Annotated in this window: 24 protein-coding genes and 2 tRNA genes; 11 read left to right on the top strand and 15 right to left on the bottom strand. The window is 66.7% G+C overall.

The features are described from left to right. Window positions 1–2: 2 nt before the first annotated feature. Window positions 3–1,712 carry a M1 family metallopeptidase gene (locus tag FM111_RS08325; RefSeq protein WP_087140499.1) on the bottom strand — a complete coding sequence of 570 codons (1,710 nt, stop codon included), beginning with the start codon at window positions 1,710–1,712 and terminating at the stop codon, window positions 3–5. A gap of 105 nt (window positions 1,713–1,817) precedes the next feature. Beyond that, complete coding sequence (rpmB, locus tag FM111_RS08320) at window positions 1,818–2,114, bottom strand: 50S ribosomal protein L28 (RefSeq protein WP_087140498.1); 297 nt, start codon at window positions 2,112–2,114, stop codon at window positions 1,818–1,820. 247 nt (window positions 2,115–2,361) lie between these two features. Here rpmB and FM111_RS08315 point away from each other — a divergent pair, with 247 nt between their 5' ends. After that, complete coding sequence (locus FM111_RS08315; protein WP_256968158.1) at window positions 2,362–2,847, top strand: DUF3617 domain-containing protein; 486 nt, start codon at window positions 2,362–2,364, stop codon at window positions 2,845–2,847. Between the two features lie 57 nt (window positions 2,848–2,904). On the opposite strand, the gene FM111_RS08310 is transcribed toward FM111_RS08315, so the two are convergent. The 3 genes from FM111_RS08310 to fdxA all read right to left on the bottom strand — a co-directional run bounded on the left by FM111_RS08310 (window position 2,905) and on the right by fdxA (window position 5,528). Then, a complete protein-coding gene (locus FM111_RS08310; RefSeq protein ID WP_087140496.1) occupies window positions 2,905–4,146 on the bottom strand; it encodes a benzoate/H(+) symporter BenE family transporter in 1,242 nt (413 codons plus the stop codon). A 184-nt stretch (window positions 4,147–4,330) separates the two neighbouring features. Beyond that, on the bottom strand, window positions 4,331–4,876 hold the full coding sequence (locus FM111_RS08305; RefSeq protein WP_046652322.1) for a CarD family transcriptional regulator: 546 nt from the start codon (window positions 4,874–4,876) through the stop codon (window positions 4,331–4,333). 310 nt (window positions 4,877–5,186) lie between these two features. Beyond that, window positions 5,187–5,528, bottom strand: a complete 342-nt coding sequence (gene fdxA, locus FM111_RS08300; RefSeq protein ID WP_003166185.1) for a ferredoxin FdxA — start codon at window positions 5,526–5,528, stop codon at window positions 5,187–5,189. 168 nt (window positions 5,529–5,696) lie between these two features. Here fdxA and FM111_RS08295 point away from each other — a divergent pair, with 168 nt between their 5' ends. After that, on the top strand, window positions 5,697–6,347 hold the full coding sequence (locus tag FM111_RS08295; RefSeq protein ID WP_087140495.1) for a YceI family protein: 651 nt from the start codon (window positions 5,697–5,699) through the stop codon (window positions 6,345–6,347). Here FM111_RS08295 and FM111_RS08290 read toward each other — a convergent pair. Further along, entirely contained in the window at window positions 6,344–6,628 is a 285-nt protein-coding gene (locus FM111_RS08290) for an RNA-binding S4 domain-containing protein (RefSeq protein WP_087140494.1), read from the bottom strand. The two genes, FM111_RS08295 and FM111_RS08290, sit on opposite strands and share 4 nt — an antisense overlap. Beyond that, on the bottom strand, window positions 6,625–9,171 hold the full coding sequence (locus FM111_RS08285; protein WP_087140493.1) for a helicase-related protein: 2,547 nt from the start codon (window positions 9,169–9,171) through the stop codon (window positions 6,625–6,627). Before FM111_RS08285 ends, FM111_RS08290 begins: the two co-directional genes overlap by 4 nt. Window positions 9,172–9,457: 286 nt before the next feature. On the opposite strand from FM111_RS08285, the gene FM111_RS08280 reads away from it, so the two are divergent. Beyond that, window positions 9,458–9,534 (top strand) — tRNA-Arg (locus FM111_RS08280). Between the two features lie 27 nt (window positions 9,535–9,561). Here FM111_RS08280 and FM111_RS08275 read toward each other — a convergent pair. The 3 genes from FM111_RS08275 to FM111_RS08265 all read right to left on the bottom strand — a co-directional run bounded on the left by FM111_RS08275 (window position 9,562) and on the right by FM111_RS08265 (window position 12,516). Then, entirely contained in the window at window positions 9,562–10,992 is a 1,431-nt protein-coding gene (locus tag FM111_RS08275) for an amidohydrolase family protein (RefSeq protein WP_087140492.1), read from the bottom strand. Between the two features lie 3 nt (window positions 10,993–10,995). After that, window positions 10,996–11,787 carry a MerR family transcriptional regulator gene (locus tag FM111_RS08270; RefSeq protein ID WP_087140491.1) on the bottom strand — a complete coding sequence of 264 codons (792 nt, stop codon included), beginning with the start codon at window positions 11,785–11,787 and terminating at the stop codon, window positions 10,996–10,998. Window positions 11,788–11,898: 111 nt separating this feature from the next. Beyond that, window positions 11,899–12,516, bottom strand: coding sequence for a helix-turn-helix domain-containing protein (locus FM111_RS08265; RefSeq protein ID WP_087140490.1), 618 nt, complete (start codon window positions 12,514–12,516; stop codon window positions 11,899–11,901). Window positions 12,517–12,816: 300 nt separating this feature from the next. Here FM111_RS08265 and FM111_RS08260 point away from each other — a divergent pair, with 300 nt between their 5' ends. The 4 genes from FM111_RS08260 (at window position 12,817) to FM111_RS08245 (ending at window position 19,805) form a co-directional block, all read left to right on the top strand. Next, a complete protein-coding gene (locus FM111_RS08260) occupies window positions 12,817–14,682 on the top strand; it encodes a TonB-dependent receptor plug domain-containing protein (RefSeq protein ID WP_087140489.1) in 1,866 nt (621 codons plus the stop codon). Between the two features lie 15 nt (window positions 14,683–14,697). Further along, complete coding sequence (locus FM111_RS08255; RefSeq protein WP_087140488.1) at window positions 14,698–15,708, top strand: TonB-dependent receptor; 1,011 nt, start codon at window positions 14,698–14,700, stop codon at window positions 15,706–15,708. 112 nt (window positions 15,709–15,820) lie between these two features. Next, complete coding sequence (locus FM111_RS08250; protein ID WP_087140487.1) at window positions 15,821–17,620, top strand: DUF885 domain-containing protein; 1,800 nt, start codon at window positions 15,821–15,823, stop codon at window positions 17,618–17,620. 13 nt (window positions 17,621–17,633) lie between these two features. Beyond that, complete coding sequence (locus tag FM111_RS08245; RefSeq protein ID WP_087140486.1) at window positions 17,634–19,805, top strand: prolyl oligopeptidase family serine peptidase; 2,172 nt, start codon at window positions 17,634–17,636, stop codon at window positions 19,803–19,805. Window positions 19,806–19,944: 139 nt separating this feature from the next. Here FM111_RS08245 and FM111_RS08240 read toward each other — a convergent pair. Together FM111_RS08240 and cpdR are read right to left on the bottom strand one after the other, a co-directional pair. Next, window positions 19,945–20,019 (bottom strand) — tRNA-Val (locus FM111_RS08240). Between the two features lie 116 nt (window positions 20,020–20,135). Then, a complete protein-coding gene (cpdR, locus tag FM111_RS08235; RefSeq protein WP_087140485.1) occupies window positions 20,136–20,492 on the bottom strand; it encodes a cell cycle two-component system response regulator CpdR in 357 nt (118 codons plus the stop codon). 129 nt (window positions 20,493–20,621) lie between these two features. Between cpdR and FM111_RS08230 the strand changes: the two genes are divergently transcribed. Continuing rightward, a complete protein-coding gene (locus tag FM111_RS08230; RefSeq protein ID WP_087140484.1) occupies window positions 20,622–21,443 on the top strand; it encodes an N-formylglutamate amidohydrolase in 822 nt (273 codons plus the stop codon). 243 nt (window positions 21,444–21,686) lie between these two features. On the opposite strand, the gene FM111_RS08225 is transcribed toward FM111_RS08230, so the two are convergent. Continuing rightward, window positions 21,687–22,373: a DUF599 domain-containing protein gene (locus FM111_RS08225; protein WP_087140483.1), complete on the bottom strand. Its 687-nt coding sequence runs from the start codon at window positions 22,371–22,373 to the stop codon at window positions 21,687–21,689. Window positions 22,374–22,498: 125 nt separating this feature from the next. Here FM111_RS08225 and ppa point away from each other — a divergent pair, with 125 nt between their 5' ends. After that, a complete protein-coding gene (ppa, locus tag FM111_RS08220; protein WP_087140482.1) occupies window positions 22,499–23,056 on the top strand; it encodes an inorganic diphosphatase in 558 nt (185 codons plus the stop codon). Between the two features lie 240 nt (window positions 23,057–23,296). Here ppa and FM111_RS08215 read toward each other — a convergent pair whose 3' ends face one another. Both FM111_RS08215 and FM111_RS08210 read right to left on the bottom strand, forming a co-directional pair. Beyond that, window positions 23,297–23,971 carry a bifunctional 4-hydroxy-2-oxoglutarate aldolase/2-dehydro-3-deoxy-phosphogluconate aldolase gene (locus tag FM111_RS08215; RefSeq protein ID WP_087140481.1) on the bottom strand — a complete coding sequence of 225 codons (675 nt, stop codon included), beginning with the start codon at window positions 23,969–23,971 and terminating at the stop codon, window positions 23,297–23,299. Window positions 23,972–24,060: 89 nt separating this feature from the next. After that, window positions 24,061–24,900 carry an alpha/beta hydrolase gene (locus FM111_RS08210; RefSeq protein WP_087140480.1) on the bottom strand — a complete coding sequence of 280 codons (840 nt, stop codon included), beginning with the start codon at window positions 24,898–24,900 and terminating at the stop codon, window positions 24,061–24,063. Window positions 24,901–24,950: 50 nt separating this feature from the next. Here FM111_RS08210 and FM111_RS08205 point away from each other — a divergent pair, with 50 nt between their 5' ends. Together FM111_RS08205 and FM111_RS08200 are read left to right on the top strand one after the other, a co-directional pair. Continuing rightward, window positions 24,951–25,208 carry an Lrp/AsnC ligand binding domain-containing protein gene (locus FM111_RS08205; RefSeq protein ID WP_040347054.1) on the top strand — a complete coding sequence of 86 codons (258 nt, stop codon included), beginning with the start codon at window positions 24,951–24,953 and terminating at the stop codon, window positions 25,206–25,208. Window positions 25,209–25,271: 63 nt separating this feature from the next. After that, a complete protein-coding gene (locus FM111_RS08200; RefSeq protein ID WP_087140479.1) occupies window positions 25,272–26,456 on the top strand; it encodes an acyl-CoA dehydrogenase family protein in 1,185 nt (394 codons plus the stop codon). Window positions 26,457–26,459 lie beyond the last annotated feature (3 nt).

Raw genomic sequence — 26,459 nt, 5'->3', positions numbered from 1 at the left:
CCTCAGTCGGCGGTCGCGGCCGCCTTCCACCGCTCCAGATACTCCAGCCGCCTCAGCACCTTTGAGCCGGGGTCCAGCAGGATGTGCGCGCCCGGCGGCGCCTCGAACGTCGCGCGCCCGTCGGTCATGGGCAGGGTGTGCAGGACGCCGTCCACCTCGATCTCGACCGGCAGGGGGAAGGGGCGGCCGTTTGCGGTCTTCCACTCCAGCGTCACCCGCTCGCCCTGCCGCGTCATGATCAGATCGGGCAGGGCGGCCTGATAGAGGTAGACGTCGAAGAACCAGCCCATGTCGCGCCCCGTCACCTCATTGACGATGGCGACATAGTCCGGCGTCGTGGCGTAGCGCGGCCGGAAGTTCCCCGGCTGCGGATCGGGGCGGCCATAGACCAGGCGGCGCAGGCTCTCATAGAAGGCGTCGTCGCCGATGTGCAGGCGCAGGGTGTGGGCGATTAGCGCGCCCTTGTAATAGAGATCCAGCGCCGGGCCGGTCTTGTCGTCATAGACGGTCCCCGCGTCCTGCGACTTGCCCGACACGACCGGGAAGCGGTTGGCCAGGGTCAGCCGCATGGTCTGAAGCTCGGCCTGCATGGCCCGCTCTCCGTTCAGCCAGCGGGCGTAGAGGGGCTGCATATAGGTGCCGAACCCCTCATGCAGCCACATGTCGTCCCAGTCGGCGTTGGTCAGTTGGTTGCCGAACCATTCGTGCGCCAGTTCGTGCTGCAGCAGCCAGTCGTAGCCCTTGCCGTCCAGCTTGTAGCCGTTGCCGTAGGCGTTGATGGTCTGGTGCTCCATGCCCAGGTGCGGGGTCTCGACCACGCCCATCTTCTCGTCGCCGAAGGGGAAGGGGCCGATGCTTGCCTCATAGAAGTCGAGCATCTGCGGGAACTCGTCGAACAGCGCCTGCGCCTTGGCCGGATCGGCCGAGGCCAGACGCCAGAAACGCAAGGGGATCTCATTGCCGAACCGGCTGCGATAGTCGGCGGCCATCTCCACATAGGGGCCGACGTTCAAGCTGATGGCGTAGGTGTCGGGCTGGCGCGCGGTCCAGTTCCAGGTGGTCGTGCCGTCGCCGTTGTCGGACTTGCCGAGGAAGCGGCCGTTGGCGGGGGCGCTGAGGCTTGAGGGGACGGTGATGTGCAGATCCACCCGCTCCGGCTCGCCCTGCGGATGGTCGATGCAGGGCCAGAACAGGTCGCAGCCCTCGCCCTGAACCGCGCTGGCGATCCATGGCTGGCCGTCGGGCGTCGTGGTCCAGACGAAGCCGCCGTCCCACGGCGCGCGCCTGGCTTGATGCGGGCGGCCCGAATAGGCGATGCGGACGGAGACGCTTTCACCGGCTGTCAGCGGGCGGGGCGGGGGGATGGTCAGTCGCCCCTCGGGGTTGGACCAGTCGGCGACCGCCAGACCATCGACCGTGATGGACGCGATGGCGAAGACCGCATCCAGTTCGACCACCACGGCCGCCGTCGGCGCTGTGGCGGTGAAGTCGAGGACGGCGACGCCCTCGATCGACTGGGTGTCTGGCAGAAGTCTGAAGGACAGGTCCGCCTTGTCGAAGCGCAGGGCCAGCTGCTCCATCGTGCGCGGCGTGCCGCTGGACAGGGTGAAGGCGGAGGTTTCGCGCGCGGTCTCCTGCGCCAGAGCCCTTGATGTCAGGGCGGGCGACGTCAGCAGGGCTGTGGTCAGGCAGAGGACGGCGAGAGGGCGCAAGGCGATGGCTCCGGCTGGGCAAGCCGCGAGGGTAACGGGTCAGCGCGCAAAAGAAAAAGGCCGGTGTCTCCACCGGCCTCTTCAAAATCCGTCAGTCGACGCCGATCAGGCGGCGGCTTGCTCGGCCAGCTTGGCGCGGACCTGACGCTTGATGCGCAGGGCGGCGATCGACAGCTGCTCGTCGCGAGCCTTGACGATGAAGGCGTCCAGGCCGCCCTTGAAGTCCAGGGTCCGCAGGGCGGCGTTCGAGATACGCAGCGAGAAGGTCTGGCCCAGAGCTTCCGACTGAACCTTGACCGTCTTCAGCGACGGCAGGAAACGGCGCTTGGTCTTGATGTTGGAGTGGCTCACGTGATGGCCGACCATGGGGCCGATTCCGGTGAGTTCGCAGCGACGCGACATCTGAAGATCCTCAAGGTCACATCCGCGATACCGGTGCGGACGCATGAAACAGGGACGCGGCGAGCAAGGAGGCCCGCGCGAGAGGGGGCCGTATAGAGGAAGGACTCGCCGGGCGTCAAGGCTGGAGTCGTCGTCCGGCGCGACAGAGTCATTGTGAAGGCCAAGAGTCATTGTGAAGGCAAGGGATCGCCTTCGTTCAGCAGTCGTTCAAGGCGTGACTATATAGAGCAGATCCATGATGAGTCCCATGAACGGCAAATCCATGAAGACCTTGATCCCCTTCGCCCGGCTGATGGCCGTGGCCGCTCCCGTGGTCGCCGGCGCCGTGATGCTGGCCGCGCCCGCGTCCGCGCCCCAGGCGCAGTCGGCGGCGCAGACCGAAGTCCTGCCTGGATACTGGGAATACACAACCAGCGTCATGGGCGCGCGCGACACTGAACAGAAGTGCGTGAGGCCCAGCGAGATCAACCGATTCTTCGGCGGCCTGTCGACGCGCAAATGGCGGTGCACCTATCCGACCCGCCAGGTCGGCGACGGCCGCGCGCGCTTTGAAGGCAGCTGTCAGGACCGCAAGGGCCGCCGCATCAACGTGCGCCTGAACGGCACCTATGAAGAGCAGGCCTTCCGCTTCAACGGCGGCGCCCAACTAGCGCGCGGCACGCCCTATATTCCGGCCAGCATCACCGCGCGCCGTCTGGCCGCCCAGTGCCCGGCCGGGGCGGAATATTTCTGATCTGGCTTTGAGAGCGTAGGAGGCCGGGACGCGCGTCTCGGTCTCTTTTTCTTCGCCTTATTCAGCCGGGCGCTCGGGCGTGGGCCTGGCCGGCAGAAGGGTCTTGGCGAAGATCGCCAGGCCGCCGTTCAGCGCCGCATAGGCGATCAGGCCGATCACCAGGCCCCAGAAGGCTCCGCCGATCCCGAACAGTTGGATATTGGCCGCCGCCGCCAGGAAGGTGATCAGGGCAGCCTCGCGCGATGCCGGTTCGGCCAGGGCGCCCGCCAGGCTGCCGCCGATGGCGCCCAGCAGGGCCAGCCCCGCCAGGGTGGTGATGAAGACGGCGGGCAGGGCCATGAAGACCGCCGCCAGCGTCACCCCGAACACCCCGATCAGGATGTAGAACACCCCCGCCGCCACGCCCGCGATCCAGCGCTTGGACGGGTCTTCGTGCGTCTCCTTGCCGGTGCAGATGGCGGCGGTGATGGCGGCCACATTGAAGGCGTGCGAGCCGAAGGGCGCCATCAGCAGCGACCCCAGCCCCGTCACCGTGACCAGGGGGTTGGCGCTAACGGCGTAACCGTCGTTCCGCAGCACCAGCATCCCCGGCATGTACTGGCCGGTCAGGGTGATCAGGAACATGGGGATGGCCAGGCTCAGCAGCGCCTTGAACGAGAAGACGGGCATGGTGAAGACAGGCGCCGCCAGCTTCAGCTCCAGCCCCGACAGGTCGACCCGCCCCTGCGTCAGCAGGAAGCCCAGCCCCAGTACGAGGATTCCCACCACCGCATAGCGCGCCGTGAACCGCTTCAGCACGACGTAGGTCAGGATCAGCAGGCCCGCCAGCACAGGATCGACGCCCACCCCGCCGAAGGCTTGAATGCCGAAGGGCAGCAATATGCCCGCCAGCAGGGCGGCGGCGATGGCGGGGGGGATCAGGCGGATCACCCTGTCGAACCCGCCGGACAGCCCCAGGACGACAAAGGCCGCCGCCGAGATCAGATAGGCGCCGATCGCTTCGGCGTAGGAGGTCGCCGCCAGGGCCGTGACCAGGAAGGCCGCCGCGGGCGTCGACCAGGCGGTGATGATCGGCGCCTTGTAGCGCCAGCTCAGCCACAGGCCCGTCGTCCCCACGCCGATGGAGATCGACCAGACCCAGGAGGCGGTCAGCTCAGGACTGAGGCCCGCGACCTTGGCCGCCTGGAACACCAGGATGAAGGTGCCGCCATAGTTGACGATGACCGAGATCAGTCCGGCGACGACGGGGTGCAGCAGGTCGCTCCACCGCAGGGATGGAGAGGGGGTGAGCATGGACATAGGAAGGGCCTCTGCGAACGACGACGATGCGCGCGCTCCTAGAGGATCAATGGCTGGTCAGGCCTGTCCATTCATGGCCATCTTGCCAGACCATTCGGTTTCGCTGAGCGCTTGCCGACGGCGCTCATGAAAAAGGCCCGGCGTCGCCGCCGGGCCTTTCGCGTCGTTTGCGGATCGCCTGAGGTCAGGCGGCCTCGGCTTCAGCCTCGGCGGCCGGAGCGACCGGCTTCTTGGCGCTGAGCGACTTGCCCAGCAGGGCCATGGCCGCGTCCTTGTCGATCTTGTTGGCGGCGGCGACTTCGCGGGCCATGCGGTCCAGGGCCGATTCATAGAGCTGGCGCTCGGAATAGGACTGTTCCGGCTGGGTCTCGGCGCGGTGCAGGTCGCGGACCACTTCGGCGATGGAGATCAGGTCGCCCGAGTTGATCTTGGCTTCATACTCCTGGGCGCGGCGCGACCACATGGTGCGCTTGACGCGGGCGCGGCCCTTCAGCGTGGTCAGGGCCTTGGAGACGGTGTCGTCGGCGGCCAGGGTGCGCAGACCGGCGGTCTTGGCCTTCTTGGTCGGGACGCGCAGGGTCATCTTCTCGTGTTCGAAGGTCACGACATAGACTTCCAGCGCCATGCCGGCGACTTCCTGAGTCTCGATCGCGGCGACCTTGCCGACGCCGTGTGCGGGATAGACCACCGCATCGCCAACCTTGAATTCCAGACCGGTCTTGCTCGTCATGTCATTCCTTTCCCGAACCGTAGGGATGAGAGCGTCGCCGCGCAGATAGTGAAAAACCGCCCCTCCGCCGAGCGCTGGGCCCGGCGGTTGAGGCGGAGGATCGCACTGTCAGACGCGAAAACGGATCACCAAACCCCTGGCCGACCTCGTCTCTAGCGGCGAGGTTCTGTCGTAAATGCGGGCGGCGCGCAGAGTTGCGGAACCGCCCGTTTCGAATAGGGAGGAACCTATCATAAAATTAGGAAATCTCAAAACATCCACAGGGCGAGCGGCGAAGACCGGCGCATTGTGACTGCATTGTGGCGAATTCTTAGGAGCCCTTGCCCGGCTTGGGGCTGAAGTACTTCTCGAACTTGCCGGTTTCGCGCTCATACTGTTCGCGATCCGCCGGGGGCACGCCCTTGACCGTGATGTTGGGCCAGACCTTGGCGTATTCGGCGTTGACCTGCAGCCACTTGCCGTCGGGCTCGTCCTCGGTGTCGGGGACGATGGCGTCGACGGGGCATTCCGGCTCGCACACGCCGCAATCGATGCACTCGTCCGGTGCGATGACCAGGAAGTTCTCTCCCTCATAGAAGCAGTCCACCGGACACACTTCGACGCAGTCCATGAACTTACACTTCACGCAGGCGTCGGTGACGATGTAGGTCATGGCGTTCGGGCGGGCCTGTGGCAGCGAGGGATGTCGAGGGCGGGCACATGGCCCCGACGGAACCAACTGTCAACCGAGGGCGCTGTTGCAAAGCTGTTCAGGCCCGATGTCGTCGGGTCCTGCTCTACATTCATGACGCCCGATCATCGTCCAGCAGGAGGCCCCGCCATGCGTTTCATCCCCCGTTCCATCGCTCATTCCGCCATCGGCCGCATCGGCGCCGCGAGCCTGGCGCTCAGCCTGCTGGCCGGCGGCGCGGTCGTCGCCCAATCCGCCCTGACCAAGGTTCCGTCCGAGGTCCAGTCCGGCGACTACAAGCTGGACCCGGCGCACGGCAAGATCACCTGGTCGGTCGATCACCTGGGCTTCTCGACCTATGTCGGCCAGTTCGTGAACGTTCAGGCCGAGCTGAAGCTGGACCCGGCTGATCCGTCCGCCAGCACCCTGACCGCGACCATTCCCCTGACGGATGTGGCGTCGAACTCCGACGGGCTGAACCGCCACCTGCAGACGCCGGACTTCTTCGACACCGCCAACCATCCGGTGGCGACTTTCCGCTCGACCCGGATCGTAGTCGACGCCGATGATCGCGACGAGGCGACGGTCCACGGCGAGCTGACCCTGCGCGGCGTGACCCGTCCGGTGGTCATGGAGGTCGAGTTCAATCAGGCCGGCCCGACGCGCGGCGGCTACAAGGCGGGCTTCGACGGCGAGGCGACCATCAAGCGGTCCGACTTCGGCATCAACTTCGGCCTGCCCGCACTGGGCGATGAGGTGAAGCTGCACATCGAAGGCGAGTTCGTGAAGGCGGCGGGCTAGGTCGGCGCGTCCAGCACGTCATAAAGGGCGCGGGCTTCCTCGGGCGGGCCGCGCCTTTCGCCCATCTGCACCACGCGCACGGCGATCAGCCGGCCGCCTTGGGCGAACAGAACCTCGTCGCCGGGGTGGACGCTGCGGCTGGGCTTGTCGAGCCGGGTCTGGGCGCCGTGGTGCGTCAGGCGGATCGCGCCCCGTTCGACCATGGCGGCGGCCAGGCTGCGGGTCTTGGCGAAGCGCGCGCGCCACAGCCAGACATCGATGCGGCAGCTCTCGGCGCTCATTCGGTCGATTGAGCGGTCGGTTGGGCGGCCGTTTGGGCGCCGGGCCGCCGAGGCCGACGGCGAGGCCGGCGAGCGGCCTTCGGCTTGGCCGGCGCCGCGGGTCGCGGCGGCTGCGTCAACTGGGCCAGGGCGGCGAAAGGCGAATCCTTGGGCGGCGGCGCGGGCTTGCCGGAGCGCGGCGCCTGTTCGGCGCGCGGCGTGCGCAGGGCGGCCTGGATCGCCTTCGCCTGATCCGCCGTCCAGCCCAGAGCGTTCAGCGCCTCATCCGACAGCGGCGCCTTGCCTGCCGCCCGCTGGGCCTCGGCGAAGGCTTCCAGCGCCTCGACCGGCGCGGTCCATCGCCCGATCGCGCGCCGCCCGAACGCCGACAGGGCGCGCGCGGACGGCGGCGGTTCCGGCAGGATCAGCAGGCCGTCGCCCGCCAGCCCCTGTGTCGCCTCGCGCGGCAGGAAGGCCTGGGCCAGGGCCGCGCCGCGCGGCTTCATCACGCCGGGCAGCCAGACCGAATGAGCGCCGACGCGGATGGCGAAGGTTTTCAGCGTGCGCCGCTCATGCTGACTCAGGGCCGCCAGATCGCGCTCGACCTCGCGCCGGGGGATCAGGCCCCCCGCCTCGATCAGCCGGAACGCCAGCCCGCGCGGCAGCCCGGTCAGGGCGCCGCTCTCGATGGCGTGGCGCAGGCGTTTCAGCGGCTTCAGCGCCCGCCCGGCCTCGCCCGCCAGCCAGGCCTCCATGCGCCGCTCGGCCCGCTCGCGCGCCGGGACCGGCCCCAGTTCGCCCAGCAGCCGCACGCGCGGCGAGAAGGGATCTTCATTGATGATGCGCCCGGTCAGGGCGTCGGTCCACAGCACGCCGCCATCGGGCATGACGGAAAAGGCCGCGTCTTCGTCCGCCGCCAACCGCCCCAGACGCCGCGCCACCTCCGGCCCCACGGCCCGCGTCGCCGCCTGCCGCAGCGCCCGGTCGGCCAGCGCCGATCCGCCCGCATCGACCGTGAAATACACCCCGTCCAGATGGCCGACCACCTCGCCCTCGACCGTGACTTCGCCGTCGTCCGCCACGCCCGCCAGCACGTCCGAACGCACGTTCAGCGCTCGCATCAGGGCCGCCGTGCGCCGGTCGACGAACCGCGCCGTCAGCCGTTCGTGCAGCACGTCGCTGAGCCGTTCCTCCAGCGCCTTGGTCCGGTCGCGCCATTCCTGCGCGCCCGCCATCCAATCGGGCCGGTTGGCGATGTAGCTCAGCGTCCGCACCCCCGACAGCCGCGCCGAAAGCTGGTCGATCTGGCCGTCGTCGCGATCCAGGTCGTTGAAGCGCGGCGCCACCCAGTCCTCGGTCAACCGCCCGCGACGGCTGGTCAGGGCGGTGAAGATTTCCTTCGACAGTCGGGCGTGTTCGTCCAGCGTCGTCTTCTGGAAATCCGGCAACTGGCACGCCTCCCACAGACGCATCAGGGCGCCGCGCGAGCGGGCGATCTTCTTGACGTCTTCATCGGCCGCAAAGCGCCGCAGCAGGGTCTCGTCCAGCGCCTGTGCGGTCAGCCGCAGCCCATGGCGATCCGGCGTCACCGTCAGCGACCGCAACAGGTCGGGCAGGGTGTCGAAGTCCAGCCGCCCGCTGCGCCACTCGGCCGCTTCGACCGGATCGAAGCGATGCTCGACCACCTGTTCGACCAGATCCTCGTCCAGCTCTTCCGCCTCGCCGGTGACGCCGAAGGTGCCGTCGCGCAGATGCCGCCCCGCGCGCCCGGCGATCTGGCCGATCTCGGCGGCGTGCAGCCAGCGCGTGCGCCGCCCGTCGAACTTCCTCAAACCGGCGAAGGCCACATGGTCCACGTCCATGTTCAGCCCCATGCCGATGGCGTCGGTGGCGACCAGGAAGTCCACCTCGCCCGACTGGAACAGCTCGACCTGGGCGTTGCGGGTGCGCGGGCTGAGCGAGCCCATGACCACCGCCGCCCCGCCCCTCTGGCGGCGCAGCAGTTCGGCGATGGCGTAGACCTGCTCGGTCGAGAAGGCGACCACGGCGCTGCGGCGGGGCAGGCGGGTCAGCTTCTTCGACCCGGCGTAAGACAGGGTCGACAGCCGGTCGCGGGTCACGATCTCCGCATCCGGAACCAGCGACCGCATCAACGGCGCCATCGTCCCGGCGCCCAGGAACATGGTCTCGAACCGACCGCGCGCGTGCAGCAGCCTCTGGGTGAAGACGTGGCCGCGCTCCGGATCGGCGACCAGCTGGATCTCGTCCACCGCCAGGAAATCGACCGACCGCTCCAGCGGCATGGCCTCGACCGTACAGACGAAATAGGCCGGGCGCGGCGGGACGATCTTCTCCTCGCCGGTGATCAGGGCGACCGAGGCCGCTCCGCGCCGCTTGACGATCCGCTCATAGATCTCGCGCGCCAGCAGACGCAGCGGCAGGCCGATCGTGCCGGACGCGTGGCCCAGCATGCGCTCGACCGCCAGATGGGTCTTGCCGGTGTTGGTGGGGCCCAGGATCGCCGTGACGCGCGATGGAGCCATGCCTGCGGAACGGTCGCTCATGACCGGCCCAAGGTGGCGAACCCCGCCGACTTTCACAAGCGGCGCGGCGGTTTGGATGCGGGCGAAGAAGGAATGGTAAGCGGAACCTTACCGGCCCCTGGAACACGGGCGAAACGAATCATGACCGAATCGGCGACGTCTGCCGATTCAGGCTTTGTTCCATACTAGGGATTGTAGCTTAACGGCTCTTAACCACAAGGCGGGACCGCCGCATGCGGCTGGTGACGCGAAGGGAAACCGCAGGGGCTTCCCTGACGCCGCAACCTCCTTTAGGCAGTGACGCCGTGGCCCCGTAGCTCAGCTGCATAGAGCAAGGCTTTCCTAAAGCCGAGGTCGGAGGTTGGAGTCCTCCCGGGGTCGCCATCACCTCAATCCGAACAGTCGGCCGGGTCATTGCGCCGCCGCACGTTTCAGTTCTTCGGGGCGATGCAGGCGGCCGTTCTCCACCACGGCCGCGACGCGCGCCAGAGCACGGATGTCGAGCGACGGATCGGCCTCCAGGAACAGGATGTCGGCTTCCATGCCGACGGCGATGCGTCCTGTGCGATCGTCCATCTTCAGCGAGCGCGCCGCGTTGCTGGTCGCTATCGCCAGGACGTCCCAGGCCGGAATGCCGGCTTCAACGTGCAGCTCCGCCTCGCGAGCGAGACTGACGCCCGGCGCTACGAAGGGGTTGTTCATGTCGGTGCCGAGGGTCAGAGGCACGCCCGCTTCGTGCAACATGCGAACGAAGCGCTGCACCTTGGGCCAGATCGCTTTCGCGCGGGCGTAGTCTTCCGGCTCCCAACCCAGATCGAAGCGGAAGGCCGTGCGCCAGTTCTCCGCCATGCTGGGGTGGGCCCAATCCACGTCCTTCTCGCGATAGGCGAGGTCATCACCATTGAAGGCGAGGCTGAAGGCGATCAACGTCGCATCCACTGAAACGCCCTGGTCCGCCAGCGCGCGGATCATGGCCTGGATTTCGGGACTGTCGAGATCGGCCTGTTCATACCATTCGAAGAAGGCAAAGGCGCCGGGCCGCCGCTCGGCCAGATAGTCGGCGCGCCTGTCCGGCGGCAGCAGGTCCGGTGAAATCGGCATGGCGTGGACCAGGGAATTCACCCCCAGCCGCACAGCTTCGGTCCAGCTCACATCGCCCAGGTGGGCGATGACGGGCACGTCGGCGGCGCGAGCGGCGGCGATCCCCGCCGCCAGGTCCTCAGGAGTCAGGGCTTCGTACAGCTTGACGTAGTTCACGCCGGCCGCGGCCTGCGCCTTCACCCGGCCGGCCACGCCATGCGCTGCGTCGACACGATCGACCAGGCCGACCACCGGGAAGGCGGAGCGGTCGATCACCGCGCCTGCAATCCGTGCTTCGGGCCCCGTCAGTCGTTCCTCGGCGACGGCTTGGCGATAGGCGATCATGCGCGCCGTATCCCCGCCCGTATCCCGGATCGTCGTCACCCCGGCCGCCAGCAGCATCAGGGCGTCATGACGGGTGATGGCGTCGTTCCCGGCCACCACCAGACTGACTTCGCCCTCCGCATCGACCTGTGGCGTCACCGGACCCAAGGTGATGTGAGCGTGGGTGTCGAAAAGGCCCGGCATGGCGAAACGACCGCTCATGTCCGTGTGAGCAGCCTTGGCGTAACGCTCGGGCGCGCGACCTTCGCCCATCGCTTCGATGCGTTCGCCGCGCACGACGAGGTAATGACCCGGCAGGCGACGCTGCGTCAGAGGGTCAAGGATGGTGACGCCGGTATAGACAGTCGTATCGTCGGCAAGGGCGGACGACGCCGCGCCGAACATCAGGACGGCGAGAAGCAGGGACTTTGTGCGCAAGGGTCAGGCCTTCTGTGAGGGCGCGTTCCGTCGCTCAACGGCGTCGCGCAGGAATGTCAGGGCGTCTTTCAGGGCCGGATCGGCCATCATGCGAGCGGCGACACGGCGAAGGGCGTCAGCCTGGTCAGTATTTGCGGCAGGCAGGTCGAGCGCCTCGGCCAGGCCGAGCCAACGTTCGGCCAGCGCCTGGGCTCGACGAGATCCCGGCTCGCCTTCCGCTGCGGCGATGACCGCTTCCGCCAGAAGGTCGCGGATGCTTGCCTCAGTGGCAGGGTCGGCCCCGCGTCCATCGATGACGGCGTCGACCGCAGCCTGCTCGCTCCCGTCCAGCGTCGCCGTCTGGATGGCGGCCCGCACGTCAGCCAATTCCAGGGCCGGCGCGGGCGCTAGGTCGCGCGCCAACTCCAGCAACAGAGCATCCGACACCTGCCCCTCGCTCGCCAGTTGGTCCCGCGCCCGCTGAACCCGTTTCAGCCGATCCCGTGCGGCGCGTATGGTCGTCGCCAGATGCTGGGCCTGAAGCTCCATGATCCGACCGATCGCCATGTCGTCCTGATCAAGCGCGTCTTTGATCTGTTTGAGCGACAGGCCCAGCGCCTTGAGCGCCAAGACCTGATGCAGGCGCGCGACGTGCTGGGGCCCATACAGACGCCACCCGCCTTCGCGCCGGTCAGGCGTCAGCAGGCCCGCCTTCTCATAGACCCGCAACGCCTTGATCGACGTGTTGACCTGGCGCGCCAGCTCGCCTGGCCCCAGCCAGCGCGGCCTCGTCGGAGATGAAAAGCTGTTCGACATGAGGCGATCTTGGGACCGGACCCTGGGGTCGGTGCAAGGTCCAACCAGCGTCTTTGTCGAGACGGATGCGCCCCTGTGACGTTGCGCCTCAGAGTTTTGCGTGCGGCGGCCTCAAGGGGCTGAGTCTTCTCTCAGGAAGGCCGGGGTGCCGACGTAGAGCAGCAGGACTTCTTCGTCGGAATCATTGCGGACGAAATGGATGACGCGTCCGTCGAAATGCATCCCGTCGCCAGGACCGAGCCGCGCTTCAACGTCGCCGGCGACTGCGGTCAGGGTTCCCTTGATGACGTATCGGAAAATCTCGCCGTTGTGGGAGTCCGGCGGAAAGGCGAATCCCGGCGGAATACGAACCAGAACCGCATCCATCTTGCGGTCCGGCAGTTCGGACGAAAGGTCGACGTATCCCACGACGGAATCGATATCGACGGTCTTGGGCGCCGAGGCGCGGAACACGATCTGGTTGGTCTGGGGCCATTCCATGAAGTGGGACACCTCCACCTCCAGTCCCTTGGCCAGACTCATCAGGGACCAGACCGACGGTGTGGTGAGGTTGCGTTCGGCCTGTGAAATGAACGGAGCGGACAGGCCGCTGCGGGTCGCCAGCTCCTGAAGCGTCAACCCCAGAGCCTTGCGACGTGCCTTGATGCGATCCCCGATCGGCAGCTTCCGTGTCTGGGATCGCGTCTCGAACTTCAGAAACGCGCTGCTCTTGTCGCGATGAGTCGTCATTCTTTATTCTGCAACGCCCGTTCGTGGTCACATGGTCGAAGCGCTTTCTCGCCAGATACGGCGGCGAGCCAGCCTTGCGCCGAATGCAGCGGTCGCCGCCTTCGTTCCGTGCGCCTGAGCACAGTGACAGCGGGTCAGGGTCGCCGCAATCCAAACAAACCTTCGACACGATGATGATCGCGCGTTCCGAAGAATTTCATGAAAAGCGCGTGCATATCAAAATTTTTGAAGCTCCAAATTTATTGCGGCCTTTAAGGATGTGAGGCAAGAATGTGATGCTTTTGTGAGGGGTGGGCGCCAATGAAATTCGCATCAAAACTATATGTCGGCGCTGCAGCGGCGGCGCTTGGCATGGCGGCCTTCCCGGCGGCGGCTCAGATTGAGGCCACGCAGGACGACAATGCGGCGACGGCTGTTGAAGAGATCGTCGTCACCGGCAGCCGCATTCGACGCAGCGGCGTCCAGACGCCGACCCCGACCACCATCATCAACGCCGAAACGATCCGCCGGTCGGGCGTTAGCGAAATCGCCGACCTCGTGAACGAGATTCCGAGCCTGTTCGTCTCGCAGAACAACCAGACCTCGAACCAGCAGGGCAACGCGGGCCTGAACGCGCTGGATCTGCGCGGCCTCGGCACCGAGCGTACGCTGGTTCTGGTCAACGGCCGTCGTCGCGTGCCCGCCATGCCGGGTTCCTCGGCCGTCGATATCAGCGCCATTCCTTCGGCCCTGGTCGAGCGGGTCGACGTGATCACTGGCGGCGCCTCGGCGCTGTACGGCGCGGACGCCGTGGCCGGCGTGGCCAACTTCATCCTGAAGCAGGACTATGAAGGGCTGGAGTTCACCGGCACCTATTCCGGTTCGACGCGCGGCGACCTGCAGGGCTACGACGCCAGCGTTCTGGTGGGTCGGAATTTCCACGACAACCGGGGCAACGTCACCCTGTTCGGCAGCTACAACCAGCACAACGACGCTGTCTTCGGCCAGGACCGGCCTTGGACCGCGGGCGGCGCGCCTTTCTATATTCGAGGCGAAGACGGCAAGTACACGCTGACCGACGGCAACCGCCAAGTGTACGATCTCGACAGCGCCGTCGTTCAGCTGGGCGGGCCGGGCAACCTCTATACGTTCAACCCGGACGGCAGCCTGCGTCGTCCCGTGTATGGCCCCAGCGGTCTGCTGGGCGCCACCACGGGCAATCCTTCTCTGATCAGCTTCCGTACCGATGGGGGCGAGTTCGGCGGACGCTATGACGATTGGGCGTTGGCGGTGCCGAGCGAGCGATATTCGGTCGCCGTTTCGAGCAACTATCAGATCACCGAGAACATCAAGCTGTTCGGCGACCTGACCTACGCCCAGACCGACTCCAAGGGCCTTTATCGCGCCTATTCGGCCTATGGTACGGACGTTCTCTCGGCCAGCAATCCGTTCATCACGTCGGAAATGATCGCGGCCAATGGCGGCGTGGCGACGGGCATCGGCTTTGCGCGGCGCTTCTCGGAACTGGGCCGCCAGGAAACCGAATACGACCGCAACATGTACCAGCTGACCGTCGGCGCCGAGGGTAGGTTCAGCCTGCTGGGCCGCAACGACTGGGAATGGGTCGCGCACTATTCGAACGGCCGCACGCGCCAGGAAGTGCGCACCCGGAACGCCACCGCCAACGGCCGTTATATCCAGGCGCTGAATGCGGTCGCCGGCCCCAACGGCTCGGTTGTCTGCGCCGATCCGTCCAACGGCTGCGTGCCGCTGAACCCGTTCAAGCCGCTGACGCAGGACGTCATCGACTTCATCCAGTACGACACCAGCCCCTCGGTTCAGACCCTGAAGCAGGAAGTCGTGTCGGCTTATGTGACCGGGTCCGCCTTCGACTTGCCGGCTGGTCCGGTTCAGGTGGTGTTCGGGGCCGAGTATCGCACCGAAAGCAACGACATCGGCGCGACCCCGGAATACGACCCGCTGAGCCCGAAATTCGATGAGAGCATCGGCACGACCGCCACGTCTCTGGTGGGGGATTATGACGTCGCCGAGGTGTTCGCCGAAGTGCGCGTGCCCCTGATCAGCAACGTCACCGGCATCGAGGATCTGTCGTTCGAAGGCGCCGTGCGTCAGTCGGACTACAGCACCGCCGGTGAAACCACGGCGTACAAGGCCTCGCTGAACTAGACCCCGGTCAGCGACATCCGTTTCCGCGGCACCTATGGTCAATCGGTGCGCGCGCCCAACATCAGCGAGCTGTTCACGGCCGGACAGGTGGGCGGCGCATGGCTGGCCGACCCCTGCAACTACCATGACGTCGTCAACCGCGTGGACCGGACCGATTTCACGGCCGCCAACTGCGCGGCGATCAAGCCGCAGAATGTGAACACCTACTGGCAGTGGCTGGATGTGATTCAGTCGGGCAATGAGGGCCTGGGCGTCGAAACGGCCCAGACCTATACCGCCGGGGTCGTGATCCAGCCGCGCTGGATTCCGAACTTCTCGCTGACGGTCGACTATTTCGACATTGAACTGGAAGACGCCATCGGTTCGTTCGGCGCGCAGGCCATTCTGAACAAGTGCGTGGACCTGCAGTCCATGAACAACATGTTCTGCGGCCTGGTCGAGCGCGATCCGACGACCAACAATCTGGTCGCCGTGAACGTGCAGGAGCTGAACATGTCGATGTTCAAGACTCGCGGCATCGATTTCGAGGCCAACTACCGCTTCGATCTGAGCTCGGTCGGCATGGGCGAGGAAGCCGGTTCGATTTCGATCAACGCCGTCTACACCAAGCTGCTGGAGCGCAGCTTCATCCTGGACGCCAGCGACGCTTCGACCATCGACGAGACGGTGGGCCTGTTCGGCGCGCCCGAATGGAAGGGCGCCATCCGCACCACCTGGAACGCCGGACCGTGGACGGCCAACTGGACCCTGCGCCACTTCAGCCCGATGCGACCCGGCAGCCATGTCACGCCCGACCTGTACGACGTGACGGAAACCGACCACGTCTTCTACAGCGACCTGTCGGCCTCTTATGAGGTGAACGAGCGCGTCTCGCTTTATGGCGGTCTGCGCAACGCCTTCGATGAGGCCCCGCCGCGTATTCCGGGCGCGGAGGCTGGCGGCGCCAACTTCGAGTACGGCTATCAGGCCGGCACCTATGACGTGATCGGGCGCACCTTCTATATCGGCGTGACCCTGCGTCGATAGGCCGAGCTCAAACCACGAAGAGGCGAACGCCTCTTCGACTGCTCTTCAATCAGGCGGCGTCGGCTTACCGGAGCCGCCTGATGTCTTTCAGGGAAAGCACAGGGACCCCGCCATGAGAACTTTGCTCCTGACGGCGTGCGCCGTCTCGTCCATCCTGGTCGGCGCCGCCCCGGCCCTTGCAGCCGACGTTTCGCCGCCTGCGGCCCGGATGCAGGAGGCGGGGACGCGCCTGAAGGCTCTTTATGAGGCGGAAACCGACGCCGGCATGGCCCGCTACGGCATCGTCAAGCGGGCGGACGGCGAGTACAGCCCGGCTGTTCGCCATGAGAACGTCGATCCCGCTTCGCAACAGGAGCGCCTGACCTATGTTCGGGGGCTGCTGCGCCAGCTGGACGCCATTCCGCTGGACGATTTGTCGGCCGAGGATCGCATCAACGCCGCCGTCTTCCGCACCAATCTGGAGCACGCCCTGGTCGACGGCCAGTTCCGTCAATGGGAGATGCCGTTCAACAGCGACAGCTCATTCTGGACCTATCTGGACCAGCCCGGCGCCCTGCGCACGGCCGAGGAGTATCGCGCCTATATCTCGCGGATGCGCGACACGCCGCGCTACTTCGACCAGCACCTGTCCAACATGCGCGACGGTCTGGCGCGCGGGTTCAGCGTGCCGCGCGTGACGCTGGAGGGGCGCGAAGCCTCCATCACCAACTTCATCACCGACACGGCTGAAGCCAACGCCTTCTATGCGGCCTTCCGCCAGATGCCGGCGACCATTCCGGCTGAAGAGCAGACCCGCCTGCGTGCCGAGGCGGCGGCGGCCGTCAATGAGGCGGTGATCCCGGCCTATAAGGTCCTGCTGGCCTTCTATCTGGATGAGTATCAGCCCCGCGCCCGCACCGGACTGGCGGCCCGCGACATGCCCGACGGCGCCGCCTACTACGAAGCCCAGGTGCGCAAATACACGACGCTGGAGTTGAGCGGCGAAGAGATCCACCAGATTGGTTTGTCCGAGGTCGCCCGCATCCAGGCCGAGATGCGCCAGACGATGGCGGACGCAGGCTTCCAGGGGTCGTTCGACGAATTCCTGCACTTCCTGCGCACGGACCCGCAATTCTACGCCAAGACGCCGGACGAACTGATGATGGTCTCGGCCTGGGTGGCCAAGCGCGCCGACGGCCAGATTGGCAAGCTGATCGGCGCCCTGCCGCGCCGCCGCTTCACCATCATTCCGGTGCCTGATGCGCTGGCGCCCTTCTACACGGCGGGGCGCGGCGGGTTGGAATCCTGCCAGATGAACACCTACGACCTGCCCAGCCGGCCGCTGTACAATATCCCGGCCCTGACCTTGCATGAGTGCGCGCCGGGCCATAGCTTCCAGATGGCCCTGGCTGAGGAGCAGGCCGATGGGCCCGCCTTCCGTCGCCACACCTATTTCTCGGGCTATGGCGAGGGCTGGGGACTCTACACCGAATGGCTGGGCGTCGAGATGGGCATTTATCGCACGCCCTATGAGAACTTCGGCCGCCTCAGCTATGAGATGTGGCGCGCCGCGCGTCTGGTGATCGACACGGGGGTTCATCTCAAGGGTTGGTCGCGCGAACAGGCCATTGACTATCTGGCGGGTCATACGGCCCTGTCGCGCCACGAGGTCGAGACCGAGGTCGATCGCTACATCAGCTGGCCGGGCCAGGCCCTGTCCTACAAGCTGGGCGAACTGACCATCCGCCGTCTGCGCACCGAAGCCGAAGCCGCTCTGGGCGAGAACTTCGACCCTCGCCCCTTCCACGATGAAATCCTGGCCCTGGGGTCCGTGCCCCTGACCACGCTGGAAGAGCATATGCGGGCCTATATCGCTCGTGGCGGCAAGCCTCCTGAAGCGGCGCAAGGCGTCGTCGCTCCGCCCCAGTCCTAGGAGCGGAAAGCTCATGTCGGACATCAGCATGCTCAACCGGCGCCGCGCCTTGTTTCTGGGCGTCGCGACGGGGGCGGGCCTGCTTTGTCCGGCCGTTGCGGCGGCCCGGCCGGAGCCGGCGTGGGGCCTCTATCCGCCGACGCCCATGGAGCCTGTGATCGACCTCTATGGCGAGGTCGCGGTCGAGGACCCCTATCGCTGGCTGGAAGCGGACATCCGCACGTCCGAGCGGGTGCAGGCCTGGACCACGGCGCAGAACGCCGTCTCCGACGCCTATCTGGAGGGCCTGGACGGGCGCGAGCAAATCCGCGCCCGCCTGGACGCCCTGTTCGACATTGAAACCATCGGCCCGATCGCCACGGCCGGAGAGGCCCAGTTCTTCATGCGTCGCGCCAGAGGCGAGGAACAATCCTCCCTATGGGTGCGCCATGGCGAGACGGGCGAGGCGCGCAGGTTGCTGGACCCCGCGCAATGGTCCGCCGCCGGTACGGCGGCGCTGGCGGGCTATGCGGTGTCGCCTGACGGCCGCTATGTCGCCTATGCCCGGCAGGACGCCGGTTCCGACTGGCGCGTCTGGCGCGTGCTGGATCGCAACAGCGGTCAGACTCTGGCTGACGCCATTCACTGGAACAAATACTCCAACGCCTTTTGGGCCGCAGACGGTTCGGGCTTCTACTACGCGCGCTTCCCCCAGCCTGATGCGATGTTCCTGTCGGGCAACAGCGGGCAGCAGCTCTATTTCCACCGGCTCGGCGAGCCTCAGGACGCTGACGTCCTGATCTACGAGGACAAGGCCAACCCGGACTATATGTTCATCGGCCAACTGTCCGCCGATGGCCGCTACCTGCTCATCAACACCGGCTATGCAGGCGGCGGGCTCACCCTTCTTTACAAGGATTTGAGCCAGGCCGGTTCGGACTTCATGCCGATCGACCTCGGCCCCGCCGAGCCGCTCGCGGGCAACTATTTCATCGGCTCGCGAGGCGCGACGCTTTATGTGCTGACCAGCGTGGGCGCCGCCAATTGGCGCCTGGTTTCCGTGGACGCCGAGCATCCTGGAGAAAACAAGGAGGTCGTGCCCGAGCGGGGGTTCCCGCTGCGAGGCGCGCTGTTGGCCGGCGACGCCCTCATTCTGAAGTATCTGACGGACGGCAGCGACACCCTCGTCAGTCGTTCGTTGCGCAATGGTCGTGAGCGCGCCATCTCGCTGCCGGGCTTCGGCGTGGTCCAGGGGCTGTCGCGCGCGGCGCAGCCTGGCCAGATCTATTATCAGTATTCCGGCTTCGCTCAGCCGCTGACCACCTATCGGTACGATGTCGCGCGCCGACGCTCCGTGGTCGTCGACAAGCCGCAAGGCCCGATCGATCCCTCCGCCTATCAGGTTGAACGCGTGGTCGTGACGGCGCGCGACGGCAACCGCGTTCCCCTGTTCATCGCGTCCCGCAAGGGCCTGGCGCGGCGCGGCGACGCCCCGACCATCCTGTACGGTTACGGCGGTTTCGGCGCCTCCTATCCGCCTGACTTCAGGCCGGAGCAGGTGACGTGGATGGATATGGGCGGGGTGTTCGCCATCGCCGCCCTTCCTGGCGACGGCGTCTATGGCGAGGTCTCTCACAGGGCCGGGATGCTGGCGAACAAGCCGGCGGTGTTCGACGCCTTCAACGACTGCGCGGTTCACCTGATCGCGTCCGGCTATACGCGGCCCGAACGGCTTGCGGCCTTCGGCTACAGCAACGGCGGTCTGCTGGTCGGGGGCGCCGTCGCCCGCCGCCCGGACCTCTATGCGGCGGCCATGCCGACCGTGGGCGTTCTGGACATGCTGCGCTTCACCCAGTTCACGAACGGCCGGTTGTGGGTTCGCGAATACGGCGATCCTCAGGACGCCGCCCTGTTCCCCATCCTGCACGGTTACTCGCCCTACCATGCCGCCGTGCGGGGGCGACGTTATCCAGCCTTGCTGATCGGCACGGGAGACACGGATGACCGCGTCGCGCCGATGCACAGCTTCAAATACGCCGCCCGCCTGCAGGCGCTGGCCGATCCTGCACGACCGGTTCTGTTGACGGTCGACAAGGATTCCGGCCACGGCGCAGGCAACAGTCGATCCAAGACCGCCAAGAGCGCCGCCGACCGTCTGGTCTTCGCGGCGCGTCACCTGGGGCTGACGGTCGACGCCCTGGAGTGACGACTAAGCGAGCACAAGAACGTCTGCGCACTGCCGTCGCCGACAGGCTTTCAACGAGTCCTTCCCCCGTCTTCAGAAGTTATTGCGAGGATTTCTGGGGGGCTAAGCAGCGGGGAAAGCCCTAACTGCTTGAAAAGAATGGTGGACGCGACAGGGATTGAACCTGTGACCCCTACGATGTCAACGTAGTGCTCTCCCGCTGAGCTACGCGTCCGCCTGTTCTGCGGCCCGTCCGACTGGTGTGTCGGTGGGCGGGAAGGCGGCGTCTATAACCCGCAGTTTGCGGGGGCTGCAAGGGGCTTTGACGCCTTTCTTCGACTTTTCTTTTGGTTAGGCCGCGATCATGCGTTCGACCTCGTTCACTAGGTCGCGCAGGTGGACGGGTTTGGACAGGACCTTGGCCTGGGGCGAGGCCTGGGCGGCGCTGAGGGCCACGGCGGCGAAGCCGGTGATGAACATGATGCGCAGGCCCGGCTGGCGGGCGGCGGCGACGCGGGCGACCTCGATGCCGTCGGCGCCCGGCATGACGATGTCGGTCAGCAGCAGGTCGTAGGGCCCTTGGTCCAGGGCGTCGATGGCGTCGTCGCCGTTTTCGCAGGCCACGACCTCATGCTCGGCCCGTTCCAGGGCGCGGGTCAGGAAGCCGCGAAGAGAGTTGTCGTCTTCGGCCAGAAGAATGCGCGCCATGATCGTATCGAAACCGTTGGGGAATTGGCGGCCAGCCTAGGCCCTGCGGAGTAAACCGGCGATGAAGACGAACGGGGGCGCGGCGGCATCGGGGCGCCCTTCCGCTGCGAAGCAGGGTATGGCGAAGGCATGGATGCGCCTCAGCCGCCCTTCTGGATCGTTCCGGCGGACGCCGGGCGGGCGACGCCTCTGGTGTTCGCCTCGCCGCATTCGGGCGATCTCTACCCTGAGGACATGGGGACGACGGCTTCGGCGCGGGCGGTCCGCAGCGCCGAAGACGCGGCGGTGGATCAGTTGATCGACTGCGGGCCCGGGGAGGGGGCGAGCCTGATCGCGGCGCGCGTCGGTCGGGCCTATGTCGATCTGAACCGGGCGCCGGACGAGTGGGATCCGGCCCTGATCGTCGATGCGGTCGCGCCGCGCGCCAGCGCCAAGGCTCAGGCCGGCTATGGCGTGGTGGCGCGGCTGGCGGGGGATGGGACACCGCTTTATGGGCGTCGGTTGACGCGGGCCGAGGCGGAAGCGCGGGTGGCGCGGGTGCACGCCCCCTATCACGCGGCGCTGGCGGGGATGATGCAAGCGACGCGGACGCGGTTCGGGCGGGCGGTGCTGATTGACTGGCACTCCATGCCTGCGCGGGCGACGAACGGGGTCGTGGACGTGGTGCTGGGGGACCGGCACGGGACGAGTTGCGAGGCCTTGCTGATGCGACGGCTGCGGCGGCTGTTCGAGGCGCAGGGGCTGACGGTCGGGCTGAACCGGCCTTATGCGGGCGGTTATGCGACCCAGACCTGGGGGCGGCCGGATGAGGGCTTTCAGGCGGTTCAGGTGGAGCTGAGCCGCGGATTGTACTGGGATGAGGCGGCCTGGGCGCCGTCGCCGGGCTGGAAGCGCTGCCGCTCGGCCCTGCGTCGGGTGATCGCCGAGCTTTGCGCCGACCAGCGCGCCTGAGGGCGGCGATCGAGGCAAAAAAAGAGCCGCGCCAAACGGCGCGGCTTTGGAAAGTCTATAGGGAGGAAACGCCCAGGAAGGGCAAGACGCTCGAAAGCGTCGAAAACCAAGCTAGTTTGCAGCGCACAAAAACACAAGCCTGGATTCAATCTTATACAATCACGGGATGTTACGGAGTTTGGCGCTCAATCCCATGATCCTGAAACGTGGACGCGTTTGGCCGATTTCGCAGATGCGAGATAATCAGCCCCGTTCCAGCAGGCGGCGGGCCTGCCGGATCGCGCTGGCGGCGGGCGAGGCCAGCTGGCGCCAGGCCAGAAGGGCGAACACCGACACCGCTCCGAGCATCAGCCACAGCGGCCCGAACAGCCAGGCGGCGGCCGCCAGGGCGAAATAATAACCGCGAACGCCCTGGTTGAAGCTGGTGAGGGCGGGGTTCAGCACGCGGGCCACGGCGCGGCCATAGGCGACGCGGTCGGCCTCTTCATGGATTTCCGGCGCGGCGCCGATCAGGGCGACGGTGTAGTTCAGCTGACGCAGCGCCCAGATGAAGTCGAGGAAGCCGCGCGCCAAGCATAGCAGCACCACGGCCAGCTTGGCCTCCATCAGGCGCGGGGCGACAGGCTCGGCGCCGACGGCGGCGAAGCCGCGCATGGCCGCCTCGCCCCCGAACAGTACGCCGGCCACGGCGGCGATCAGCAGCAGGTTGGTCGAGGCGAAGAAGGAGGCGGAGTTGATCGAATGGCCCATCAGCTGGCTGTCGATCAGTCGCATCTCGCGATGGGTCATGGCGCGCATCCAGGCGTCGCGCACCGACAGCATGTCCATGTTGAGGGAGCCGCTGCGTCGCGCCACAAGGCGGATCAGCGGGCCGTAGCCCAGCCAGGCGACGACAAAGATGAACAGGGCGATCCAATCGAACAGACTCATGCCTGATTGACGCCACGTCGGACCGCGCAAGGCAAGCTTGATCGCCGCGACGCTTGCCGTAAAGGCGCGCAAAGCTTATCACGCGCGTCAAATCTCCCCGTTCGCACCTGCAACAAGAGCGCATCATGAACATCGACGCCATCCCGGTCGGCCCCAACGCGCCGTGGGACATCAACGTCATCATCGAGATCCCGCAAGGCGGCCTGCCGGTGAAGTATGAGATGGACAAGGAATCGGGCGCCCTGTTCGTCGACCGCTTCCTGCACACCGCCATGTACTATCCGGGCAACTACGGCTTCGTGCCGCACACGCTGTCGGACGACGGCGACCCCTGCGACGTCATCGTGCTGAATCCGACGCCGGTGGTGCCGGGCTGCGTCATCCGCTCGCGCCCGATCGGCGTGCTGAAGATGGTCGACGAGGCCGGCGGCGACGAGAAGATCCTGGCGGTGCCGGTCGACAAGCTGAACCCTTACTACACCGAGGTCTCCAGCTACCGTCAGCTGCCCGCCATCCTGATCGAGCAGATCGAGCACTTCTTCACCCGCTACAAGGATCTGGAGAAGGGCAAGTCGGTCACGGTCAACGGTTGGGGCGACGCTGGCGAAGCCGCTGAACTGATCGCCGCCGGCATGGCCGCCCACCAGGCCAAGCTGGCCGCCAAGGGCGACGTCGCCGCCTGATTGGCTTTGGCGCTTGAATATGAAGGGGCCCCGCTTGAAACGGCGGGGTCTTTTTTGTGCGGTTGAGTGCGACATTCTCCCTCCCCGTCCCGGGGAGGGGGGCTGAGCCTGAAAGGCGAAGCCGGGTGGGGGCGGCAAGGCAAATCCAGCGCTGAGGCCAGCCAGGTCGCGTTCCAAATCACCAAGCCCTCCCCACCCGGTCGCTGCGCGACCACCCTCCCCAGAAGGGGAGGGAGAGGCTCAGCCCTTCTTTCTGAACGCCGCGATCGCCTCGACCGTCCGGCGCACCTTGGTCTCGATCCCGGCCCAGTCCTTCGCCTGGATCGCCGCGTCGGTGATCAGCTTCGACCCCATGCCCGCCGCCACGATGCCCGAGCCGAACCATTTGGCGATGGAGGCCTCGTCCGGGTCGACGCCGCCGGTCGGCATGATTTTGGTCCAGGGCATCGGCCCCAGCACGGCCTTGACGAAGTCCGGCCCGCCCACCGAGGCGCCGGGGAACAGTTTGACGATCTCGCAGCCCAGCTCCTGCGCCTCGGAGATGTCGCGAACCGAGCCGCAGCCGGGCGAATAGGCTGTCTGGCGACGGTTGCAGACCTTGGCGACTTCGGGGACCAGGCAGGGGCTGATGACGAAACGCGCGCCCGACGCCAGGTAGAGGGCCGCCGTCGGCGCATCCAGGATCGAGCCGACGCCCATGATGATGTCGGGGTCGGTGCGCGCGAACTGCTTCGACAGGGCGGTGAAGGTCTCCCAGGCGAAATCGCCGCGATTGGTGAACTCGATCGCCTTGGCGCCGCCGCGGGCGCAGGCCCGGATCACCTCGGCGCAGACCTCGACGTCGGGGTGATAGAAGACCGGCACCACGCCCTGGGTTTCAAGGGCGGTGAGCACGCTGAGGCGGTCGTGGCGCATGGGGTCTCCTTCGCAAGCCTGACGCCCGCAGATCGACGGTCGCCGCCCTTGGCGTCAAGGGCGGTCGGGATCAATCCTGGTAAGCGTCGCTATTCGGCGGTCGCCAGCTCCACCAGTCGCTTCACCATGGCGCTGTCGGGATCGGCCAACGGGTCCAGTATGGTGAAGTGGTCGGCGCCCTCTACGATCTCGACATGGGTGTCGGCGCCCTTGCCCCCCCAGGCGGCGGCCATTTCGCGACTCTGACGGACGAACTCATTGCTTTCGTTTCCGCCCACCCAGCAGTCTAGGGCGGTGCCGCCGGGCGTCGCCCCGTTCGGCGCGGGCCAGTGGATCGGCGACAGGGCGCGCGCGACCGGCGCATCCAGGCCCAGAGCCTCGTTCAGCGAGGTGTGGATCAGCGGCTCCAGATCGAACACGCCCGAGATCGCCAGCGCCGCCCGCGCTCGACCTTCGGACAGCATCCCCGCGGCCATATGCCCCCCGACCGAATGGCCGAACACCAGTGGGCGCTTGCCGGTGCGGGCGCGCACGGCCTCGGTCGCCTGGCGCATCTGGCCGATGATCTTGCCGACCGCGACGCCGGGGGCGAGGTCATAGCCCGGCACGACGACGCTGATCCCATGCTCCAGCAGGGCGGGCGCCACCCAGGCGAACCAGCCCCGGTCCAGCGCCTGCCAATAGCCGCCGTGCATGAAGACGGCGACCGGCGCGCCGGGGCCGGCGTCGAACCATTCCATCTTCTGTCGTTCGGACGGGCCGTATTCGATCGTCTCGGGACGGCGGGCGTCGATCACCCGCAGCGATTCCTTGCGCCAGCGATCCAGAATGGCGGGGTGGCCCGGCACGCGGGCGCGGTTGTTATAGGCCGCCTCATAGGCCGCGGCCCGTTCCATCTGCGTCGCCTCGGGCGACAAAGCCTTACCCATGTCGTCTCCATCCGCTAGAGACCTCCGCTTGAACGGGAGGCTTGAAGGCCATGATGACCGCCATTTTCGTCTTCATCAAATGCGAGTTGGGCTACGCCAACGATGTTGCGGCCGATCTGGTCGACAATGTCGAGAATGTGAGCGAGGTCTATTCGACTTCGGGCCAGCACGACCTGCTGGCCAAGTTCCAATTGCCCAAGGACGCCGACATTGGGACCTTCGTGACGAAGCAGGTGCAGACGCGTCCGCACATCCGCGACACCTTCACCGTCATCACCTTCTCGCCCTTCCTGCCCAGCAAGAAGTAGGTTCCGTTTTTAAAAAGGACCGGCTAGCGTCCTTCCCTAGCAAGAACGCGAGGGAGGGCGGCCATGGCCGATCTGGAGACGTTCCGCGCCGAGACGCGCGCCTGGCTGGAGGCGAACTGCCCGCCTGAGTGTCGCGGCGCGCCGCCGCTTGAGGCGGACATGGTGTGGGGCGGGCGCAACGCCGTCTTTCCGACCCCTGCGCATAAGGTCTGGCTGGACCGCATGGCCGAACGCGGCTGGACCGCGCCGGAATGGCCGCGCGAATACGGCGGCGGCGGGCTGAGCCGCGAAGAGGCCAAGGTGCTGGCCGCCGAGCTGCGCCGCATCAAGGCGCATTCTGCGCTCTACAGCTTCGGCGTCTGGATGCTGGGCCCGGCCCTGCTGGCCTTCGGCACGGAAGAACAGAAGCAGCGCTTCCTGCCGCCCATCGTGCGCGGCGAAATCCGTTGGTGTCAGGGGTACTCTGAGCCGGGCGCCGGTTCCAACCTCGCCTCGATCCAGACCCGCGCGGCGGACCAGGGCGACCACTGGATCGTCAACGGCCAGAAGATCTGGACCTCCTACGCCGACAAGGCCGACTGGATCTTCTGTCTGGTCCGCACCGACCCCGAGGCGCCCAAGCATCTGGGCATCAGCTTCGTGCTGTTCGACATGGCGACGCCGGGCGTGACGACGCGGCCCATCACCTTGATCAGCGGCAAGTCGCCCTTCTGCGAGACCTTCTTCGACGACGTGCGGGTAGAAAAAGAGAACCTGGTGGGCGTGCTGAACCGGGGCTGGGACGTGGCCAAGGCCCTGCTGGCGCATGAGCGGACCATGATCGGCGCCATGGGCGACACCGGCGTCGGCCGTCCTCTGGGGCAGGTCGCGGCCGATAATCTGGGACTGGATGAAGCTGGACGATTGGACGAGCCGCTATTGCGCGCCCGCATCGCCGACTACGACATCGACGCCGCCGCCTTCCGTCTGGCGATGGAGCGGGCGGGCGATCAGATGAAGGCGAAACAGGCCCATCCGGCCATCGCCTCCATGCTGAAATACTACGGCTCGGAACTGAACAAGCGCCGCCACGAACTGGCCATGGCGGCGGGCGGATCGGACGCGCTGGAATGGGAGGGCGAGCGCTCGAAAGACGGTCAGGCCGCCCGCGACTGGCTGCGCACCAAGGCCAACTCCATCGAAGGCGGCACCAGCGAAGTCCAGCTGAACATCATCGCCAAACACCTGCTGCAACTGCCGGGAGCCTGAGTC

It is taken from the genome of Brevundimonas diminuta 3F5N (genome assembly GCF_900163625.1).
GTDB lineage: Bacteria > Pseudomonadota > Alphaproteobacteria > Caulobacterales > Caulobacteraceae > Brevundimonas > Brevundimonas diminuta_A.
The sequence above is the reverse complement of the archived record's forward strand: the minus strand, read 5'-3'. Positions and strand labels throughout refer to the sequence as shown.